The sequence below is a fragment of the Rhizobium sp. BK196 genome (genome assembly GCF_014193255.1).
GTDB lineage: Bacteria > Pseudomonadota > Alphaproteobacteria > Rhizobiales > Rhizobiaceae > Rhizobium.
This window is the reverse complement of the sequence record NZ_JACHZB010000004.1, coordinates 396,970-415,910: the sequence shown is the minus strand read 5'-3', so window position 1 is coordinate 415,910 and position 18,941 is coordinate 396,970. Positions and strand designations below refer to the sequence as shown.

Sequence of the window (18,941 nt, the reverse complement as noted above, 5' to 3'; positions counted from 1 at the left end):
GAGGAGAACCCTTATGAATATCGTGAAATCCATTCTGTCTCGCCGCGCCTTTACGGCACTGGCAGGCGCTGCCGTCATCGCTACGGCAATGCCGGCCACGTCCTTTGCCGCCGAAGTGACGATCCCGATCATCGTCAAGGACACGACGTCCTTCTACTGGCAGATCGTCCTGGCCGGCGCCCGCAAGGCCGGTAAGGATCTCGGCGTCAAGGTGCCGGAACTCGGCGCCCAGGCTGAATCGGACATCAATGGCCAGATCTCGATCCTGGAAAACGCCGTTGCCGGCAAGCCGGCCGCCATCGTGATCTCGCCGACCGAGTTCAAGGCGCTCGGCAAGCCGATCGATGAAGCCGCCAAGTCGGTTCCGATCATCGGCATCGACTCCGGCGCCGACTCCAAGGCATTCAAGTCGTTCCTGACGACCGACAACGTCCAGGGCGGCCGCATCGCCGCCGATGGTCTTGCCGCCGCGATCAAGGAAGCCACCGGCAAGGAAGAGGGTGACGTCGTCATCCTGACCAACCTTCCCGGCGTCGGCTCGCTGGAACAGCGCCGCGAAGGCTTCCTGGACCAGATCAAGACCAAGCATCCTGGCCTGAAGGTAATCGCCGACAAGTATGGCGACGGCCAGGCAACGACCGGCCTCAACATGATGACCGACCTGATCACGGCAAACCCGAAGCTCGTCGGCGTCTTCGCCTCGAACCTCATCATGGCGCAGGGCGTGGGCCAGGCGATCGCCGAAAACAAGCTCGGCGACAAGATCAAGGTCATCGGCTTCGACAGCGACGACAAGACGGTTGGCTTCCTCAAGGATGGCGCGATTGCCGGCCTCGTCGTTCAGGATCCCTATCGCATGGGTTATGACGGCATCAAGACCGCTCTTGCCGTCTCCAAGGGCGAGAAGGTCCCGGAAAATGTCGACACCGGCGCGAACCTCGTCACCAAGGCGAACATGAAAGAGCCGAAGATCGACGCGCTCCTGAACCCGAAGATCAAGTAAAACGACAGACCGCCGCGCCGGCTTCAAAACCGGCGCGGCTTTTTCCATCCATGGTATGTTTAGGATGGAGAGCAGACGTGACAAAAGGAGGAGAGGTCCATGGTCGGACTGGAAGAGGTCAGTCATCGCCACGATGACAGCGCGACGCTGAAAGAAGCCAATCGAATTCCCGCCGGATCGCCTATCCTCGAACTGAAAGGCCTGCAGAAGAACTATGGTCACGTGCAGGCGCTGAAGCCGGCGACGCTGACCTTCCTGGCCGGTGAAATCCACGCCATCGTCGGCGAAAACGGCGCCGGCAAATCCACCCTCATCAAGTTGCTCACCGGCGTCATCACCCGCACGGCCGGCGAGGTGCTGTGGTGCGGTCATCCGGTGGGACTGTCGACGCCGAACGAGGCGATCGCCCGCGGCATCAACGCCGTCCACCAGGAAGTCGTGCTCTGCCGGCACCTGACCGTGGCTGCCAATCTCTTCCTCGGCGACGAGGTCAACCGTTACGGGCTGATGCGCAGGAAGCAGATGGAGAAGATGGCGCAGTCCGTCCTCGACGATCTCGGCTTCGGCCTGCCGGCCGGTGCGCTTCTGAGCTCTCTGACGATCGGTCAGCAGCAGCTCGTCGCCACCGCGCGCGCGGCCATGCGCGGCACGCAGTTCCTGATCTTCGACGAGCCGACCGCCTATCTCACCCGCCAGGAATCCGCGCAGCTCTTCAAGCTGATCCGCCGCCTGCAGAGCGAAGGCGTCACCATCGTCTATATCAGCCACCGCATGGAAGAAGTCTTCGAGCTTGCCGACCGCGTCTCAGTGCTGCGCGACGGCACGCATGTCGGCACACGTCTGATCGGCGAGACCAACGAGGCCGAGCTGATCGCGCTGATGATCAACCGCTCGATCGAGCAGATCTATCATAAGGAAGACATTCCGATCGGCCAGACGATCCTCGATGTCAGGGGCCTTTCGGGTCCGGGCTTCGAGGACGTGACACTCTCCGTCAAGGCAGGACAGATCGTCGGGCTCTATGGCCTCATCGGCGCCGGGCGCAGCGAATTCGCGCTCGGTCTCTATGGGCGCCAGCCGACAAGTGCGGGCGAAATCCACTGGATGGGCAAGCGCGTCGATATCAGGAACGAGCGCACCGCGATGGAGCTCGGCATTGCGCTGGCGCCGGAAAGCCGGCGCGACCAGGGGCTTTGCCTCAACCTGCCGATCGGCCTCAACATCAACCTGCCGGTTTTCGGGCGTCTCAGCCACGGACCCGTTATCAACCATGCGCGCGAATCGGCCAATGCCGACAGCCAGATCCGCAATCTCAGCATCAAGACGCCGAGCCGGCGCGTTCCGGCCTCCAGCATGTCGGGCGGCAATCAGCAGAAGATCGTTATCGGCAAGTGGCTGAGCCATGGCGCCCGGCTTTTCATTTTCGACGAACCGACCGTCGGTGTCGACGTCGGCACCAAGGCGGAAATCTACCGGCTCTTCGCCAAGCTGCTGAAAGAGGGGGCAGGCATCATCCTGATCTCCTCCTACCTGCCCGAGGTCTACGAACTGGCCGACCGGCTGCACGTCTTCCGCAGCGGCAGGCTCGTTGCAAGCCATGATTTCCACGCGGCGACGCATGAAGAAGTGCTCAGCGAAGCGATCGGCGTCTGAGCCAAAAGAATAAGAGGGAGAAAATTCATGACTGTCACCCCCACCGAAATCGTCGCGCCGCCGCCGCGCCGGAAGATGAACATCCTGTTCGGCCTGACGCTGATCGGCTTGCTGATCTTCCTCTGGATCGTGCTCGGCTTCGTCACCGAGAGCTTCTGGACGCCACTCAACATTTCCAACCTGCTGCGCCAAGGCGCGATGACGGCGATCCTGGCACTCGGCCAGACCTTCGTCATCATCACCGCCGGCATCGACCTGTCGGTCGGCGCGATCGTCGGCTTCTGCACCGTCATCATCGCCTGGCTCTTGCAGACGGGCGTGCCGCTCTGGGCAGCGATCGTGCTGACGCTCGCCATCGGCATTGCGATCGGCGCCTTCCATGGCTTCGGCATCGTGCATATGGGCCTGCCGCCCTTCATCATCACGCTGGCGACGCTGACATCGCTGCGCGGCATCGGCCTCTTGATCACCAACGGCTCGACGATCAGCATCACCGACGAGAGCTTCAGCAATTTCGCCCGCGCCGATTTCCTTGGCGTTCCAAGCCTGTTCTGGATGGTCATCCTCGTGGCGATCCCCTCCTTCGTCTTCCTGCATCTGAGCCGCTGGGGCCGCTATCTCTTCGCCGTCGGTTCGAATGCGGAGGCCGCGCGCCTTTCCGGCGTCAACGTCAAGAAGATGATCTATCTGGCCTATATTCTTTCGGCTTCGTTTGCAGCTTTCGTCGGCGTGCTGCTTGCCTCGCGTATCGCAATCGGCAACGCGACACAGGCAGACGGCTGGGAACTGCAGGCAATCGCCTCCTCGGTCATCGGCGGCACGTCTCTCTTCGGAGCCGTCGGCTCCGTGCATGGCCCGCTGATTGGTGCGTTCATTCTGGCGACCATCAATAACGGCGCCAATCTCCTGAACGTCAACTCGTTCTGGCAGCGCATCATCACCGGCCTGCTGATCATCGTCATCGTCTACTTCGACCAGCTTCGCCGGCGCCGGGCGGGCTGAGCCAACAGCAAAGCGAAGCCGGCCCAAAGGCCGGCTTTCTCCATTCCAGAAATGCGAGAACCATCATGAAAGCAGTCCTCTGCCGCGAACCCGGTGTCCTCGATCTCGTCGAGCGCCCCTCCCCCGAAAAACCAGCACCCGGCTGGGTACGGCTCGCCGTCAGCCATGTCGGCATCTGCGGCACGGATTATCACATCTTCGAAGGCAAGCACCCGTTTCTCGAATATCCGCGCGTCATGGGTCACGAGATCTCGGCGACCGTGCTGGAAGCAGGCGACGGCGTGGCGATGGCGACGGGCACGCCTGTGATCGTCAATCCTTACCTTTCCTGCGGCAATTGTGTTGCCTGCCGGCAGGGCAAGCCGAACTGCTGCACCAATATTAGGGTACTCGGGGTTCATACCGACGGCGCCTTTTGCGAGGAGATCGTGGTGCCCGCAGGCAATCTCTACGCCGCCAAGGGTCTCAGCCTGGAAGCTGCCGCGACCGTCGAATTCCTGGCCATCGGGGCGCATGCGGTACGCCGATCCATGGCGCCTGCAGGCTCCCGCTCGCTCGTCATCGGGGCAGGCCCGATCGGCCTTGGAGCGGCGATCTTCTCGCGTATTGCCGGTCACGATGTGACGCTGCTCGATACGAGTGCGGAACGGCTGCAGATGGCCTCGGAGCGCTTCGGCTTTACGTCAGGCATCGTCGCCAACGATGGGACCGCAGACGCCGTGAAGGCCAGGACGGACGGCGATGGCTTTGATGTCGTCTTTGACGCGACAGGCTTTGGACCGTCCATAGAGAAGGCCTTCAGCTTTGTCGCCCATGGCGGCGCGCTTGTCCTCGTCAGTGTGGTGAAAGACGATATCCGCTTCTCCGACCCGGAGTTCCACAAGCGGGAGATGATGGTCATCGGCAGCCGCAATGCAACGCGTGTCGACTTCGAACATGTCGCGGATTCGATCGCCAAGGGCCTCGTGCCGGTCGACAAGCTGATCACCCACCGCACGACGCTTGCCGATGCGCCGCGCGATCTTGCCCGCTGGGCGCATGAGAAGAGCGGCCTCATCAAGGCCGTGATCAAGGTCGCTGATTAAAGCGTATCGATTGCGGCGCGCATCAGCCTGACGACCTCGACATCCGTCCGGTTCGAGGTCGGCACATCGAAGCCGAAGGAGACGGCGCGCGGATCGGCGCTGGCCACGGGTGAACTGCAGGAGCCGTGGATTTCGTGAGCACCCGTCGCCCGCAGGATTTCGACGGCATTGGTCGGGCGCACGCCGCTGCCAGGCATGATCGAGATGCGACCGGCTGCCTTGGCGGAAATGCGCTTCAGCATTTCGAGCCCGTCCATCGCTTTCGGCACACAGCCTGAAGTGAGGATGCGCTCACAGCCGAGTTCGACCGCCTGCTCCAGTGCCACATCCGGATCGGGCACGAGATCGAAAGCGCGATGCAGTGTCGAGCCGAGGCCGGCGGCATGCGCCTTCAAACGATGAATGAGCGGCATGTCGAGCGTGCCGTCCGGGCGATTGGCGCCAATGACGACGCCGGCAAGACCTGCGGCCCTGACAGCATCGATATCGGCTAGCATTGCCTTTTCATCCGTGGCATCAAATATGAAGGGACCGGCATGCGGGCGGATCATTGCATAGACCGGGATCGGCGCCTGCGCCGCGATCCGCATCAGGCTCGGTAGCGGCGTCAGCCCGCCAAGCTCGAGTGCTGAGCACAGCTCGATGCGGCCAGCGCCGCCTTCGATTGCCGCCGCAAGGCCCTGAGCGCTATCGACGCAGACTTCCAGCAAAACCGTCATCGTGCGAATCCCTCTTCTTCCATCGCAGCTTATTTATGCGAAGGCGGCATCTTTCGCGACAGGCGCCGGGGCAATTTTTGCCACCGTCGCGATCAGCAGGTCGCAAGCGTCAGCCGCGGCTTTCCGATGATTGAAGGCCACGTGATAGGACATGGGCATCGGCTCTTCGAGTTCGACGATGCGCACCCGGTCGGCGATCGGGATGGCGCTGACACGGCCGAGGAAGGAGACGTAACCGTGATTGGCGACGAGATCGACGATGACGGGCAGCGAATCCGCCGCCGTGATATCCCGGTCGCGGAGGCGGCGATGCACGGTGCGGTCATAGCCGAAGGTCATGGCGGCATGGCCGATCCCGGTGCGCGGACTTGGTGTGCAGATCGGATGGCTGGCGACAAGATCGGCCGCCGTCATTTCCTCGCTGTCGAGGGAGGCGATCGCCACCATGTCGGTGCGTAGCAATTCGCGATGGCGGAAGCTGTCCAGGCCAAAGACGGAATCGAGGATCGCGACATCGATGCGCCCGGATTTCAGCGCCTCGCGCAGATCGTCCGCGGTCATCGAGACGAGCGACAGAGCATTCTTGTTGCGCAGGGTATTCCACTCGGCAACGAGGCTTCCCAGGCAGCGCGCCACCCAGCTTTCCGAGCCCGTAGGGATAATGGCACCGATGCGCAGCGAGCGGGCGGTGCGCTGGTAGCGCTCGTCCGCAGCGGATTTCAGTTCGTTCCAGGCGAGGCTGATGGTCGAAAAGACCGTATAAGCGAAGCGGCCTTCTTCGGTCAGCGCCGAGCCTTGAGCCTGCCGCTCGAAAAGCCTGCTCCCGAAGAATTTCTCAAGATTTGCAATCTGCAATGAAAGCTGAGGCTGACCAAGACGCAGACGGCGAGCCGCACGATTGATGCTGCCCTGATCGGCGACCTCCAGATAACGCTCCATGGTGACGAGTTTTACGGGGATGCGCGCGGCCCATCGTCCGTAAGCCTCCGGCTCATGATGGCCGAGCAGGTTGCCAAGCTGCTCCGTCGCAGCAAGAATCGGCGCCAATCCTTCCTGGACCCTGCCGCCGGCGAGCAGAATGACCAGTTCGCCCGAGGACCGTTCGGCGAGCGTCAGGGCAAGCTCCGTCTCCAGATTGTCGATCGCCGCCGACACGGTCGAGACGGAGACGTTGAAGCGGCGCGCCGTCTCGCGCATGGAGCCGGAAGACAGGACATGGCTTGCGACAAAGAGGGCGCCGAGATGCAAGATTTTCTCCCGAAGATACTGAAAAAGCGTAGGATATGACGTGTTCGTGAAAAAAGATATCCCTGCCTGCAAACGTGCGGGCTATCGTTCGCTCAATAAGAAATCCGGCGGCGAAAGAACCGATCAAAAGCACCGGAACATCGTGGAAACACGCAAGGGGACAAAAACAAATCGCGCCGGCCTTGGAAAAGGGAATGCAATTCCGCGCAACGGTCTGCATTCGCCGCCATAATCGCGCCGCGACAGCGAATACTGGAGAGGGCTGCTTCGATCATCGGGCATCGATTTTTCGGGCATGCACACTATTTCCATGACGCACGTATTTCCGGCATGATGGCCTTGTGGCTGACCTGCCGGCAGGATTTCATGCGCGCAGGCTTCGCGCCTGGGGCTTTCGCGACATTTAACGGTGTTCAACCAAGGGGACAATCATGCTGAAGAAAATCGCACTTGCCGTTTCGCTTTCCGCCTTTGCGGCTGGCGCGGTCCACGCCGCAGACGTCGTCGTTTCGTCGAAGATCGACACCGAAGGCACGTTGCTCGGCAACGTCATCGCGCTCGCGCTGGAAGCCAACGGCATCAAGACGCAGGACCGCATCGCGCTGGGTGCAACACCAGTCGTACGCAAGGCGATCACCGCGGGTGAAATCGACATCTACCCGGAATATACCGGCAATGCCGGCTTCTTCTTCAACAAGGCCGATGACGCCGCCTGGAAGAACCTCGACCAGGGCTACCAGATGGCCAAGAAGCTCGACTATGACGCCAACAAAATCGTCTGGCTGACGCCGTCGCCCGCCAACAACACCTGGGCGCTCGCAGTACGCAACGATGTCGCCGGCCCGAACAAGCTCAAGACCATGTCTGATTTCGGCAAGTGGGTTTCCGGCGGCGGCGCCGCCAAGCTTGCGGCATCAGCCGAATTCGTGAACTCCGCCGGCGCCCTGCCCGCCTTCCAGACGACCTATGGCTTCACGCTGAAGCCGGATCAGGAAGTCGTGCTTTCGGGCGGCGACACGGCGGCGACGATCAAGGCCGCGGCCGACCAGACCAACGGCGTCAATACCGCGATGGTCTACGGCACCGATGGTGCTATCGAAGCGGCCGAGCTGACGGTTCTCGAAGACGACAAGAACGTGCAGCAGGTCTATGCGCCGACCCCGATCATCCGCGAGGCGGTGCTGCAGGCAAACCCGAAGATCCAGGAAATCCTTGCTCCGATCTTCCAGAGCCTGACGGCAGACGAGTTGCGCAAGCTCAACGCCAAGATCCAGGTCGATGGTGAGCCCGCGAAATCCGTTGCCGAAGGCTACCTGAAGGAAAAAGGCTTCTTGAAGTAATCGCTTGACGCCCCGTCCGGTATCCGGGCGGGGCACTTTCCGGACAGGGTTGGATCGATGGAAGAAACCTTAGCGGTCCGCAAGCTGGACCGGCTCGGCGTGGTACTGGTGGCAGGCGGCATTGCGGCAACGGCCCTTCTGCCTTTCATCTATGTGAAGGCCAACCGGATCGCCGCCGGCAAGCCGATGCTGCTGACGCAGCTTCTTCCCCAGACTTCAATCGTCATCCTGATGATTCTCCTTGTTGCCACTGCCTTGGCAGCGGTCTTCCTACGCCATGCTTTCATCCGGCTCGGGCTCGGCACGCTCTGCCTTGCCGCACTGATTGCTGCAATCGGGCTGGTGGCGACGGCTGCGACACCGCCCGGCAGCACTGTGGCGCGCATGACGCCTGGCGGTAGCTTCTGGGTACTGTTCGGTGTCATTGGCCTCATCATCTCCGACGCGCTGGTGAAGATCCGGCTGACGCCCTGGATGCGGGTCGCGGCCCTTATCGCCTATACGGCCCTGCTTGGCATCTGCCTCTCCTCCGGCCTGCTCGACAGTCTGTCGATCCTCAGGGAATTCTCCACGCGTTCGGCCCAGTTCTGGACCGAAGCCTATTCCCATCTGCTTCTCGCCTTCGGATCGCTTGCCATCGCCATCGTTCTCGGGCTGCCGCTCGGCATCCTGTGTTTCTGGGTGCCAAAGCTGCGCGCGATCGTGCTGCAGACGTTGAGCCTGATCCAGACCATCCCGAGCCTTGCGCTCTTCGGCATATTGATGCTGCCGCTCGGTTATCTCGCGACACATGTGCCGCTTGCGGCCGACATCGGCATTCGCGGCATCGGGACGGCTCCGGCGCTGATTGCGCTCGTGCTCTATTCGCTGCTGCCGATCGTTGCCAATACGGTCGTCGGGCTCGAAGGTGTCGACCCCTCGGTGCGCGATGCGGCGGCCGGCATGGGGCTGACACGCCGGCAGATCCTTGCCGGGATCGACCTGCCGCTCGCCTTCCCGGTCATCCTCACCGGCATCCGCATCGTTCTCGTGCAGGCAATCGGCATGGTGACGATCGCCGCGCTGATCGGCGGTGGCGGTTTCGGCATCTTCATCTTCCAGGGGCTCGGCCAGACGGCCATGGACCTCGTTCTGCTCGGCGCCGTGCCGACCGTTTTCTTCGCCTTCTCCTCGGCCGTCATCCTCGATGCGGTCATCGAAAGCATCCAGGGGCCAGCCGCATGAGCATGATCGAGATCAGGAACGTCACCAAACGCTACGGCTCTGCAACCGTCGTCGACAATGTCTCCATGAGCGTCGAGAAGGGCTCGATCACCGTCATCGTCGGCACGTCGGGTTCCGGCAAATCGACACTGATGCGGATGATCAACCGGCTGGTGCCGATCACCGAGGGACAGATCTTCGTCGGCGGACAGGATATCATGGATGTGCCGGCGACCGAGCTTCGCCGCAAGATCGGTTATGCCATCCAAGGGCACGGCCTCTTTCCGCACCGTACGGTGGCGCAGAATATCGCGACCGTGCCGGAACTTCTCGGCTGGGATACGGCCCGCATCGCCAGCCGGGTGACGGAACTGCTCGGCCTCTTCAATCTCGACCCGGCAAGTTTTGCCGAGAAATATCCACACCAGCTTTCGGGCGGCCAGCAGCAGCGCGTCGGCGTTGCCCGGGCACTGGCCGCCGAACCGGAACTGCTGTTGATGGATGAGCCCTTCGGCGCGCTCGATCCTGTCATCCGCGGCAAGGCGCAGGATGATCTCCTGGCGATCCAGAAACAGTTCGGCACGACGGTCGTGCTCGTGACGCATGACATGGACGAGGCCTTCCATCTGGGTAACCAGATCGCGGTCATGAGCGGCGGCAAACTCCTGCAGTGCTCGACGCCGGAGAAGATCCTGACTGAGCCTGCCGATCCCTTCGTGCAGCAATTGACCGGCACGTCGGACCGGGCGCTGAAGCTGATGTCGCTGACGCCGCTGAAGGACAGCATGCAGCCTGCCAAACCCGGCCTGCCCTATTCGCTGGCACAGTCGCTCAGCCTTCGGGATGCACTTGCCGAAATGATCTGGCAGGGCGTCGACGAGGCAGCCGTGCAGGATGCCAACAAGGCGCCAGTCGGTTCGATCTCGATGGAACGGCTGCTCGAACTGGGCCGCAAGGCATGAAATTCATCGTCGCCAATCTCTTTCGCGCGCTGGCATTGGTGATGCTGCTCATCCTGATCTTCAGGACGGAGTGGCTCTCCTTCATGCTGGTACCGCTGACAAACAACAATGCATCGCCGGTCTATACGCAGAACAGCCTCGCTTTTCTGGCGCTGGGGCACCTGGAGCTGGTTTTCATTTCGATCATCGGCAGCGCCGTGCTTGCTGTTCTCGGCGGCATTTTCGTTACCCGGCCAAGCGGCGCCGACTTCCTGCCGTTGTCACGCGCCATTGCCAATGCCGGCCAGACCTTTCCCCCTGTCGCGGTGCTGGCGCTTGCCGTTCCCGCCACCGGCTTCGGTGCTGCGCCGACGCTGATTGCGCTCTTTCTCTATGGCCTGTTGCCGATCTTCGAGAATACCGTCGCCGGCCTCAAGCAGGTGTCGCCGCAGGTGCTGGATGCCGCGGACGGAATGGGCATGAACGGAAGGCAGCGCCTTTTCCAGGTGGAGCTGCCGCTGGCACTGCCGCTGATCCTTGAAGGGCTGAAGGTCGCGACCGTCATCAATATCGGCACGGCGACGATCGGCTCGACGGTTGCGGCAAAGGGCCTCGGCGAGGTCATCATCGCCGGCCTGATTTCCGACAATACGGCCTTCATCCTGCAGGGCGGCTTGATCGTCGGCCTGATGGCGGTGCTGATCTATGATGTCGTCGGCATGCTCGAAGGTGCGATCACGCGCAGAATGGGCTTGCGTCCGGCTTGAGAGGACGGCTACCAAGGCAGCGGAGACAGTAGTCATGGGAGACCCGCCTTGGCCAAAATGATCCATTCCATGATCCGCGTGTTGGACGAGGTCCGCTCGGTCGAATTCTACAGCAAGGTCTTCGGGCTCAAGGTTGCCGACCGTGTCGATTTCGAGACCTTCACGCTGATATATATGAGCAATGACGAGACCGGCTTCGAGCTGGAACTGACGGTCAATAAGGGCCGTATTGAGCCCTATAATCTCGGCGATGCCTATGGGCATCTGGCTGTTTCCGTTCAGGAAGTGCAGGTCGAGCACAAGCGGCTGACCGATCTCGGTCTCAACCCCGGCAAGCTCGTGGAACTCAACCGCGACGGCAAGCTGTTCGGGCTATTTTTCTTCATCACCGATCCCGACGGCTACAAGATCGAAGTGCTGCAGCGTCACGGCCGTTTTCAATAAAAGATAAGAGGCTGACATGATTGGGAGGAGAGACCTTCATAGCGGCTGGACGCTTTCCTGTAACGATACAGGAAGAACCAGTCTGCCGGCGTCCATTCCGGCAACGGTGCCCGGCTGCGTGCATCTCGACCTGCTTGCCGAAAGGCTGATCCCCGATCCCTATCTCGATATCAACGAGATCACCAATGACTGGATCGGCAAGACGGAATGGGTCTACCGGCTGGATTTCGAGGCCGAGCCTGATGGGACCCAAGTGCAGGAACTGGTCTTCGACGGCGTCGATACAATTGCGACGATCAGCCTGAATGGCGAAGAGATCGGCCGCACCTTCAACATGCACCGCACCTATCGCTTCGACGTATCGTCGCTGCTGCGGGCAGGCGCAAACGAACTGAGCGTCACCTTCCATTCCGCCTACGCTTATGGCGCGGAGATGGAGAAGCATTACGGCTACCGCCCGAACAACTATCCCGGGCCGGGCAATCTGATGCGGAAGATGGCCTGCAATTTCGGCTGGGACTGGGGTCCGACGCTTGTCACGGCAGGGCTCTGGAAGCCGGTGCGGCTGGAGAGCTGGGATCGGTTGCGGCTTGCCGAAACACGTGTTTCGGCCACGCTTGCCGGTGGTGATGGCCTGGTCAAGGTGCATGTGCGGCTGGCGAGGCATGGCGAGGACCTGCCGGCGAGGCTCACGGCCGAGATCGGTGGCGCGACGCAGGCGGTCGTCGTCGAAGCGGATGCAGAGGAGCTTTCATTTGAAGTTCGCATCCCCTCGCCGCAGCTCTGGTGGCCGCATCATCTCGGGGCGCAGCCACTTTATCCTCTCGACATCCGGCTGGAAGATGCCAACGGCAACTTACTTGACCGCTATTCGAAAGAGATTGGCTTCCGTTCGCTGCGGCTCGATACGTCACCGGATGCGCATGGCTCGGCCTTCACCTTCGTCATCAACGACGTGGCGATCTTTGCCTGCGGTGCAAACTGGATACCGGACGATTGCTTCCCCTCGCGCGTGACTGCGGAGCGCTATGCGGCGCGGATCGACGAGGCGAAGGCTGCCAATATCAATCTGTTGCGCGTCTGGGGCGGCGGTATCTTCGAGCGGGACGAGTTTTACGAGGCCTGCGACCGGGCCGGCATGCTCGTCTGGCAGGATTTCCTTTTTGCCTGCGCCTCCTACCCGGAGGAAGAACCGTTGCGCAGCGAGGTGATCGCCGAGGTTCGCGACAATGTCGTGCGGCTGATGCCGCATGCATCGCTCGTCATCTGGAACGGCAATAACGAGAATATCTGGGGCTTTGACGAATGGGGCTGGCGGCCGATCATCAAGGACGGTGTCAGCTGGGGGCTCGGTTATTATCTCGATGTTCTGCCGAAGCTTTGCGCCGAACTCGATCCCATCAGGCCCTACTATCCCGGCAGCCCCTATTCGGGCTCCATGGATATCGAGCCGAATGACGACCGGCATGGCTGCAAGCATATCTGGGACGTGTGGAACGACGTCGGTTACGAGGTCTACCGCAATTACATCCCGCGCTTCTGCTCGGAATTCGGCTGGCAGGCCCCGCCGAACTGGGCGACGTTGCAGGAGAGCGTGCATGACGAGCCGCTGACGCCGGAATCGCGCGGCGTCTTCCATCATCAGAAGGCGACGCAAGGCAATGACAAGCTGATCAAGGGCCTTGCCGGGCATCTGCCCGTGCCGCAGACGATGGATGACTGGCATTTCGCGACACAGCTCAATCAGGCGCGCGCCATCCGCTTTGCCGTCGAGCACATGCGCTCCCATCGCGACATCTGCAAGGGAGCAGTCGTCTGGCAGTTCAACGATTGCTGGCCGGTCACGTCATGGGCAGCGCTTGATTCCGCCGGCCGGCGCAAGCCGCTCTGGTACGCGATGCAGCAGGCATTCCACCCTCGTCTGCTGACGATCCAGCCGCGTGGCCAAGGCCTTTCGGCAATCGCCGTGAATGAGCAGACGCTGTTCTGGCGCTCGAAGATCAGCGGCAAGCGTCTACGGCTGGATGGAACGGTGCTGGCGGAATTCGAATTCTGGCGGCTGCTCTGCGACCGGTTCGAAGCCAAGGAATTTCCTCTGCCCGAGGAGATCGCGAAAGCCGGCGCGGCAGATGAGGAAGTCATCGTCGTCCAGATGCTCGACAAGCGCGCCTTCCACTATTTTGTGGAGGATATCGACCTGAAACTTCCTGCGCCAGCGCTCGACATTTCGCTGGCAAGAATGGCTGGCGGCTATGAGGTCAGGGTCACAGCAAAGAGCTTCCTCAGAGATCTCTGCCTGATGGCGGATCGGCTCGACCCCACGGCGGTGGTGGATTCCATGCTGGTGACACTGCTGCCCGGTGACAGCCATGTCTTCCGTTTGACGTCCGAGAAGCAGCTTTCTGTTGAGGATATCGTGATCGGCACGGTATTGCGATGCGCCAATGATCTTGTGACCCCACGATGAAAGGCCCCGCTCTCGCGGGGCCTCATCCGGCTCGTCCTCACGGGTGACGTTACATCCAGTAGGGCGGCACGCCGTAGTAGTCATAAACGCGGCGGCCATTCTCATTGTACCAGGTGTCATCATCATCCGCGTAGCTTGGCGCTCCCTCGATCTGCTCCTTGGTGAGATCGATGCGGTAGCCGTCCAGCTGGGTATCGTAGGTCAGCTTTTCCCAAGGCAGCGGGTAGTGATCATGACCGATGCCGAGGAAGCCGCCAAAACTCAGAACGGCGTACGCGACACGGCCGTCCTGCTTCCCGAGGATGAGGCGCTCGATGGAGCCGATGTGTTTGCCATCGGCGCCATAGACGCGGGTGCCTTCGACGCGGTCGCTGGCGATCAGCGTCGGCGTATCCTTCACATCCGGGTCACGGCGGGTGGCGTCAGTATCCTGATTGAGCATGTGCACCTCCTTTGTCGTTTCCTCGTGGATCTTCCACACTGAGAAAACGTGCCCTATGCCTCAAAGTTCCGTGCCATTCATATGCGGTACGCGCGATATTGACGTTTACGTTAAGGTTATTGTAACCTCAATCCGCTTGAACCGCTCAAGCAATGGCCTAAGCTGCCCTGACGGAGGATGGAGGATCTTCCGATCGACGGGTGTATCCGGTTTCGGCGGCCGAATGGGAGAGAGACACGATGAACAGCATTTCCGTGCACCCCGGTGGTGCGAAACCGGAAAAACCATGGCTTGCCACCTATCCGGACGTCGTTCCGGCCCAGATTCCGCCGCTGGAATTCGCTTCGCTTCCCGACCTCCTGGAACAGAACTGCGCCCGTTTTGCCGATCGCAAAGCCTTTTCCAGCATGGGCAAGGTCATGACCTATCGCGAGCTCGAGGTGCAAACACGCAAGGTGGCTGCCTGGCTGCAGAGCGTCGGCCTGCAGAAGGGCGACCGCGTCGCCGTGATGATGCCGAACGTGTTGCAGAACCCGATCGCGGTCTACGGCATCCTGCGCGCCGGGCTCGTCGTCGTGAACGTCAACCCACTCTACACGCCGCGCGAACTCGAGCACCAGCTCAATGATTCCGGCGCCAAGGCGATCTTCGTTCTGGAAAATTTCGCACGCACGGTCGAACAGGTCATCAACAAAACGGACCTGCGCCATGTCGTCGTCAGCTCTCTCGGTGAAATGCTCGGCCCAAAGGGGCATATCGTCAATTTCGTCGTCCGCCGGGTGAAGAAGCTCGTCCCGTCCTGGTCCATCCCGCGACACAAGAGCTTCCGGCAAGTGCTGTCCGAGGGGGCAAACAGGACGCTTGCGCCGGTCGCGTTGACCCGTAGCGACATTGCCTTCCTGCAATATACAGGTGGAACAACTGGCATTGCCAAGGGCGCGATGCTGACGCATCAGAACCTGCTTGCCAATAAGACGCAGCTGCAGCTCTGGCTGAAATCCGCCTTCGACAAGAAGAAGCAGCCTGATGTCCTGAACTTCCTCTGCGCGCTGCCGCTCTATCACATCTTCGCGCTGACGGTGAATTCCCTGATGGGCATGTCGCTCGGCGCCCATAATGTGCTGATTGCCAATCCGCGCGACATTCCAGGGCTGGTGAAGGAATTCCAGAAATCGAACATTCATATCTTCCCCGGCCTTAACACGCTGTTCAATGCGCTGCTGAACAATGCCGATTTCGCCAAACTCGATTTCTCTTCTCTCGTCATGTCTCTCGGCGGCGGCATGGCCGTGCAGCGGCCGGTGGCGGAACGCTGGCTGAAGGTGACCGGCTCGCATGTCACCGAGGGCTATGGTCTGTCCGAGACGTCACCCGTTGCGACCGCCAACCGCTTCGATTCACCCGAATTCACGGGCTCGATAGGCCTTCCCATTCCCTCGACGGAACTCGATATCAGGGACGAGGCCGGCAATTCGCTGCCGCTTGGAGAGATCGGCGAGATCTGCATTCGTGGCCCGCAGGTCATGGCCGGATACTGGAACAAGCCGGAGGAGACGGCCCGGGTAATGACGCCGGATGGCTATTTCCGCACCGGCGACATGGGCTTCATGGACGAGCGCGGCTATACCAAGATCGTCGACCGCAAGAAGGACATGATCCTCGTCTCCGGCTTCAACGTCTATCCGAACGAGATCGAGGAAGTGGCCGCCATGCATCCCGGCATCCTGGAAGCGGCGGCGATCGGCGTGCCGGACGGGCATTCCGGGGAGGCTGTGAAACTCTTTATCGTGCGCAAGGATCCGAACCTGGCCGAAGCCGATGTGAGAGCCCATTGTGCGGCCAATCTCACCAATTACAAACGCCCGCGTTTCATCGAGTTCCGCACCGAGCTGCCGAAGAGCCCTGTCGGCAAGATCCTGCGCAAGGACCTGCGCGGCTAAATTTGACGGTCTCGTGATATTGAGAGCCATCCGCTTGTCGCGGGTGGCTTTTTTCATATTTCGTCAGACGGCCGAACTTGATTTGGCTGCGGGAAAGGGAATAGTTTCCGCGACCCCTCCGCCTCCAAAGGAGCCTTCCATGAATGCCATCGTCGAACAACTGAAGAGCACTGCGGCTGCCACCAATGCCACCGATCTGCGCGCCGCATTCGCTGATGATCCACAGCGCTTTTCGCGCTTTTCCGTATCGCTTGACGACCTGCTGATGGATTTTTCCAAGACGGCAGTGAACGATGACATCCTGAAGCTTCTGGTCAGGCTCGCCGAAGAAGGCGGCGTCGAGAAGAAACGGGAGGAGATGTTCTCCGGCAAGGCGATCAACTTCACCGAAGATCGCGCCGTGCTGCACACGGCGCTGCGCAACCGTTCCAATACGCCTGTGCTGGTCGATGGCAAGGATGTCATGCCTGACGTCAACGCCGTGCTCGCCGCCATGGGCAAGTTTGCCGACGGCGTGCGCTCCGGCGCGCTGAAGGGCGCGACCGGCAAAAAGATCACCGATGTCATCAATATCGGCATCGGAGGCTCGGATCTTGGCCCGGTCATGGCGACGCTGGCGCTCGCCCCGTTCCACGACGGCCCGCGCGCCCATTTCGTCTCCAATATCGACGGCGCCCATATTGCCGATATCCTGAAGCTGGTGCAGCCCGAGACGACGCTGTTCATCGTCGCTTCCAAGACGTTCACCACCGTCGAGACGATGACCAATGCGCAGACGGCGCGCAAGTTCATCGCCGGCGCGCTTGGCGAAGCGGCCGTTCAGCACCACTTCGCCGCCGTTTCGACGGCGCTCGACAAGGTCGCCGCCTTCGGAATCGAAAGCGAACGTGTCTTCGGCTTCTGGGATTGGGTCGGCGGCCGTTATTCGATCTGGTCGGCGATTGGCCTGCCGCTGATGATCGCTGTCGGCCCCGAGAATTTCGGCAAGTTCCTCGATGGCGCCCATGCCGTCGATAACCATTTCCGTAAGGCGCCGATTGCAGAAAACCTGCCGATGCTGCTCGGCCTGATCGGCTTCTATCACCGCAATGTACTGGGTTATCCGACGCGCGCCGTGCTGCCCTATGACCAGCGCCTGTCGCGCTTCCCGGCTTATCTGCAGCAGCTCGACATGGAATCGAACGGCAAGGGCGTGACGATCGACGGCACGCCGGTCGAAGGCAATTCCGGCCCTGTCGTCTGGGGCGAACCCGGCACCAACGGCCAGCATGCTTTCTATCAGCTCATCCATCAGGGCACGAGCATTATCCCGGCAGAGTTCATGATCGCCGCAAACGGTTTCGAGCCGGAACTGCGCCACCAGCATCAGCTTCTGATGTCCAACGTTCTCGCGCAGTCGGAAGCGCTGATGAAGGGCCGCACCTTCGCGGAAGCCAAGAAGCAGCTGACCGACAAGGGCATGGACGACAAGAAGGCCGATTTCATCGCCCCGCACCGCGTCTTCACCGGCAACCGCCCGTCGATCACCTTCGTCTATGATAAGCTGACGCCTTACGCTCTTGGCCGCCTGATCGCGCTCTACGAGCACCGCGTCTTCGTCGAAGGCGTGCTCTTCCGCATCAACTCCTTCGACCAGTGGGGTGTGGAACTCGGCAAGGAACTGGCGACCGGGCTGCTGCCCGTCGTCGAAGGCAAGGAAAGTGCTGCCGGGCACGATTCTTCTACGCAGGGGTTGGTCGCTGCGCTGGCAAAACTCGCCAAGTAATCCTGGCGAACGCTGTTATCGAAGCCCATCCGCCATGCGGGTGGGCTTTTTTATTTGACCCTGTCGAATTGCAGTGCATCTCGTCGTCTATAGAGAGAGTGACAGAGGAGAAGCTCATGACTGCAACGGATGATGAGCTGCTGAAATTCGAAGCGGAGGGGGCGCTGCCATTACCGCTCTCGAACGAAGAGGGCTTCATCGAGAATGAAGGCGCGCGCATTTGGTATGCGAGTTACGGCGCCGGTCCGGCCGTCATCCTTCTGCATGGCGGGCTCGGCAATAGCGGCAACTGGGGTTATCAGGTTCCCGATCTCGTCGAGGCCGGCCACCGGGTCGTGGTGATCGACAGCCGCGGTCATGGCCGCAGCACGCGTGACGACCGTCCCTATACCTATCACCTGATGGCATCAGATGTGCTGGCCGTGATGGATCATGCCGGGATCGAGGAAGCGGCCTTCGTCGGCTGGAGCGACGGCGCCTGCACGTCGCTGATCCTTGCCGACCGTCACCCGGACCGCGTCTGCGGCGTCTTCTTCTTCGCCTGCAACATGGACCCCGGCGGCACCAAGGAATTCAAGGCGACGCCGGTCATCGACCGCTGCTTCAACCGTCACAAGAAAGACTATCAGGCGCTATCGGCAACGCCCGACCATTTCGAGGCCTTCGTCGCCGATGTCTCGAAGATGATGGCGACGGAGCCCAATTATTCGGCGGAGCAGCTGGCCGGCATCAAGGTGCCGGTTTCCATCGTGCTCGGCGAGCATGACGAATTCATCAAGCCTGAGCATGCCGATTATCTGGCAAGGACGATTCCGGATGCGGAATTCGTGCTCATGCTCGGTGTCAGCCATTTCGCACCGCTGCAGCAGCCGGACCTCTTCAATCACGAGGTCAGGGCTTTTCTTGATCGGATCGAATAAGC

17 protein-coding genes are annotated in these 18,941 nt (G+C 61.1%); 14 read left to right on the top strand and 3 right to left on the bottom strand.

The features are described from left to right. Positions 1-13 precede the first annotated feature (13 nt). The 4 genes from FHT78_RS17235 to FHT78_RS17220 all read left to right on the top strand — a co-directional run bounded on the left by FHT78_RS17235 (position 14) and on the right by FHT78_RS17220 (position 4,743). Complete coding sequence (locus FHT78_RS17235) at positions 14-1,003, top strand: ABC transporter substrate-binding protein (RefSeq protein WP_183746388.1); 990 nt, start codon at positions 14-16, stop codon at positions 1,001-1,003. Positions 1,004-1,102: 99 nt separating this feature from the next. Beyond that, positions 1,103-2,656: a sugar ABC transporter ATP-binding protein gene (locus tag FHT78_RS17230; RefSeq protein ID WP_183746385.1), complete on the top strand. Its 1,554-nt coding sequence runs from the start codon at positions 1,103-1,105 to the stop codon at positions 2,654-2,656. Between the two features lie 27 nt (positions 2,657-2,683). Then, complete coding sequence (locus FHT78_RS17225) at positions 2,684-3,658, top strand: ABC transporter permease (protein WP_183746382.1); 975 nt, start codon at positions 2,684-2,686, stop codon at positions 3,656-3,658. 65 nt (positions 3,659-3,723) lie between these two features. Beyond that, complete coding sequence (locus tag FHT78_RS17220) at positions 3,724-4,743, top strand: zinc-binding alcohol dehydrogenase family protein (protein WP_183746379.1); 1,020 nt, start codon at positions 3,724-3,726, stop codon at positions 4,741-4,743. Here the strand turns inward: FHT78_RS17220 and FHT78_RS17215 are convergent. After that, complete coding sequence (locus tag FHT78_RS17215) at positions 4,740-5,462, bottom strand: copper homeostasis protein CutC (protein ID WP_183746376.1); 723 nt, start codon at positions 5,460-5,462, stop codon at positions 4,740-4,742. The genes FHT78_RS17220 and FHT78_RS17215 overlap by 4 nt on opposite strands. Positions 5,463-5,495: 33 nt before the next feature. Beyond that, entirely contained in the window at positions 5,496-6,710 is a 1,215-nt protein-coding gene (locus tag FHT78_RS17210; RefSeq protein WP_183746372.1) for a LysR family transcriptional regulator, read from the bottom strand. Positions 6,711-6,750: 40 nt separating this feature from the next. Here FHT78_RS17210 and FHT78_RS17205 point away from each other — a divergent pair, with 40 nt between their 5' ends. The 7 genes from FHT78_RS17205 (at position 6,751) to FHT78_RS17175 (ending at position 13,872) form a co-directional block, all read left to right on the top strand. Beyond that, positions 6,751-6,942 carry an acetyltransferase gene (locus FHT78_RS17205; RefSeq protein ID WP_183746369.1) on the top strand — a complete coding sequence of 64 codons (192 nt, stop codon included), beginning with the start codon at positions 6,751-6,753 and terminating at the stop codon, positions 6,940-6,942. A gap of 199 nt (positions 6,943-7,141) precedes the next feature. Continuing rightward, a complete protein-coding gene (locus FHT78_RS17200; protein WP_183746367.1) occupies positions 7,142-8,050 on the top strand; it encodes an ABC transporter substrate-binding protein in 909 nt (302 codons plus the stop codon). Between the two features lie 57 nt (positions 8,051-8,107). Further along, positions 8,108-9,274, top strand: a complete 1,167-nt coding sequence (locus FHT78_RS17195) for an ABC transporter permease (RefSeq protein WP_183746365.1) — start codon at positions 8,108-8,110, stop codon at positions 9,272-9,274. Further along, positions 9,271-10,215: an ABC transporter ATP-binding protein gene (locus FHT78_RS17190; protein ID WP_183746363.1), complete on the top strand. Its 945-nt coding sequence runs from the start codon at positions 9,271-9,273 to the stop codon at positions 10,213-10,215. Before FHT78_RS17195 ends, FHT78_RS17190 begins: the two co-directional genes overlap by 4 nt. Then, on the top strand, positions 10,212-10,961 hold the full coding sequence (locus FHT78_RS17185; RefSeq protein WP_183746361.1) for an ABC transporter permease: 750 nt from the start codon (positions 10,212-10,214) through the stop codon (positions 10,959-10,961). Before FHT78_RS17190 ends, FHT78_RS17185 begins: the two co-directional genes overlap by 4 nt. 48 nt (positions 10,962-11,009) lie before the next feature. After that, on the top strand, positions 11,010-11,405 hold the full coding sequence (locus tag FHT78_RS17180) for a VOC family protein (protein ID WP_183746359.1): 396 nt from the start codon (positions 11,010-11,012) through the stop codon (positions 11,403-11,405). 16 nt (positions 11,406-11,421) lie between these two features. Next, complete coding sequence (locus tag FHT78_RS17175; protein WP_183746357.1) at positions 11,422-13,872, top strand: glycoside hydrolase family 2 protein; 2,451 nt, start codon at positions 11,422-11,424, stop codon at positions 13,870-13,872. 49 nt (positions 13,873-13,921) lie between these two features. Here FHT78_RS17175 and FHT78_RS17170 read toward each other — a convergent pair whose 3' ends face one another. After that, a complete protein-coding gene (locus FHT78_RS17170) occupies positions 13,922-14,314 on the bottom strand; it encodes a PRC-barrel domain-containing protein (RefSeq protein ID WP_183746354.1) in 393 nt (130 codons plus the stop codon). 239 nt (positions 14,315-14,553) lie between these two features. Here FHT78_RS17170 and FHT78_RS17165 point away from each other — a divergent pair, with 239 nt between their 5' ends. The 3 genes from FHT78_RS17165 (at position 14,554) to FHT78_RS17155 (ending at position 18,939) form a co-directional block, all read left to right on the top strand. Continuing rightward, the gene (locus tag FHT78_RS17165) at positions 14,554-16,254 is read left to right on the top strand and encodes a long-chain fatty acid--CoA ligase (RefSeq protein WP_183746351.1); all 1,701 of its coding nucleotides are present in this window, start codon (positions 14,554-14,556) and stop codon (positions 16,252-16,254) included. 139 nt (positions 16,255-16,393) lie between these two features. After that, complete coding sequence (gene pgi / locus FHT78_RS17160) at positions 16,394-18,019, top strand: glucose-6-phosphate isomerase (protein WP_183746349.1); 1,626 nt, start codon at positions 16,394-16,396, stop codon at positions 18,017-18,019. Between the two features lie 116 nt (positions 18,020-18,135). Beyond that, positions 18,136-18,939, top strand: a complete 804-nt coding sequence (locus FHT78_RS17155; RefSeq protein ID WP_183746346.1) for an alpha/beta hydrolase — start codon at positions 18,136-18,138, stop codon at positions 18,937-18,939. The last annotated feature ends 2 nt before the right edge of the window (positions 18,940-18,941 follow it).

Bases quoted from the DNA above. Each gene is read 5' to 3' on its own strand.
- FHT78_RS17215 (WP_183746376.1), bottom strand. From the start codon at position 5,462: ATGACGGTTTTGCTGGAAGTCTGCGTCGATAGCGCTCAGGGCCTTGCG.
- FHT78_RS17195 (WP_183746365.1), top strand. From the start codon at position 8,108: ATGGAAGAAACCTTAGCGGTCCGCAAGCTGGACCGGCTCGGCGTGGTA.
- FHT78_RS17170 (WP_183746354.1), bottom strand. From the start codon at position 14,314: ATGCTCAATCAGGATACTGACGCCACCCGCCGTGACCCGGATGTGAAG.
- FHT78_RS17200 (WP_183746367.1), top strand. From the start codon at position 7,142: ATGCTGAAGAAAATCGCACTTGCCGTTTCGCTTTCCGCCTTTGCGGCT.
- FHT78_RS17235 (WP_183746388.1), top strand. From the start codon at position 14: ATGAATATCGTGAAATCCATTCTGTCTCGCCGCGCCTTTACGGCACTG.
- FHT78_RS17185 (WP_183746361.1), top strand. From the start codon at position 10,212: ATGAAATTCATCGTCGCCAATCTCTTTCGCGCGCTGGCATTGGTGATG.
- FHT78_RS17155 (WP_183746346.1), top strand. From the start codon at position 18,136: ATGACTGCAACGGATGATGAGCTGCTGAAATTCGAAGCGGAGGGGGCG.
- FHT78_RS17175 (WP_183746357.1), top strand. From the start codon at position 11,422: ATGATTGGGAGGAGAGACCTTCATAGCGGCTGGACGCTTTCCTGTAAC.
- FHT78_RS17225 (WP_183746382.1), top strand. From the start codon at position 2,684: ATGACTGTCACCCCCACCGAAATCGTCGCGCCGCCGCCGCGCCGGAAG.
- FHT78_RS17230 (WP_183746385.1), top strand. From the start codon at position 1,103: ATGGTCGGACTGGAAGAGGTCAGTCATCGCCACGATGACAGCGCGACG.
- FHT78_RS17190 (WP_183746363.1), top strand. From the start codon at position 9,271: ATGAGCATGATCGAGATCAGGAACGTCACCAAACGCTACGGCTCTGCA.
- FHT78_RS17220 (WP_183746379.1), top strand. From the start codon at position 3,724: ATGAAAGCAGTCCTCTGCCGCGAACCCGGTGTCCTCGATCTCGTCGAG.
- FHT78_RS17165 (WP_183746351.1), top strand. From the start codon at position 14,554: ATGAACAGCATTTCCGTGCACCCCGGTGGTGCGAAACCGGAAAAACCA.
- pgi (WP_183746349.1), top strand. From the start codon at position 16,394: ATGAATGCCATCGTCGAACAACTGAAGAGCACTGCGGCTGCCACCAAT.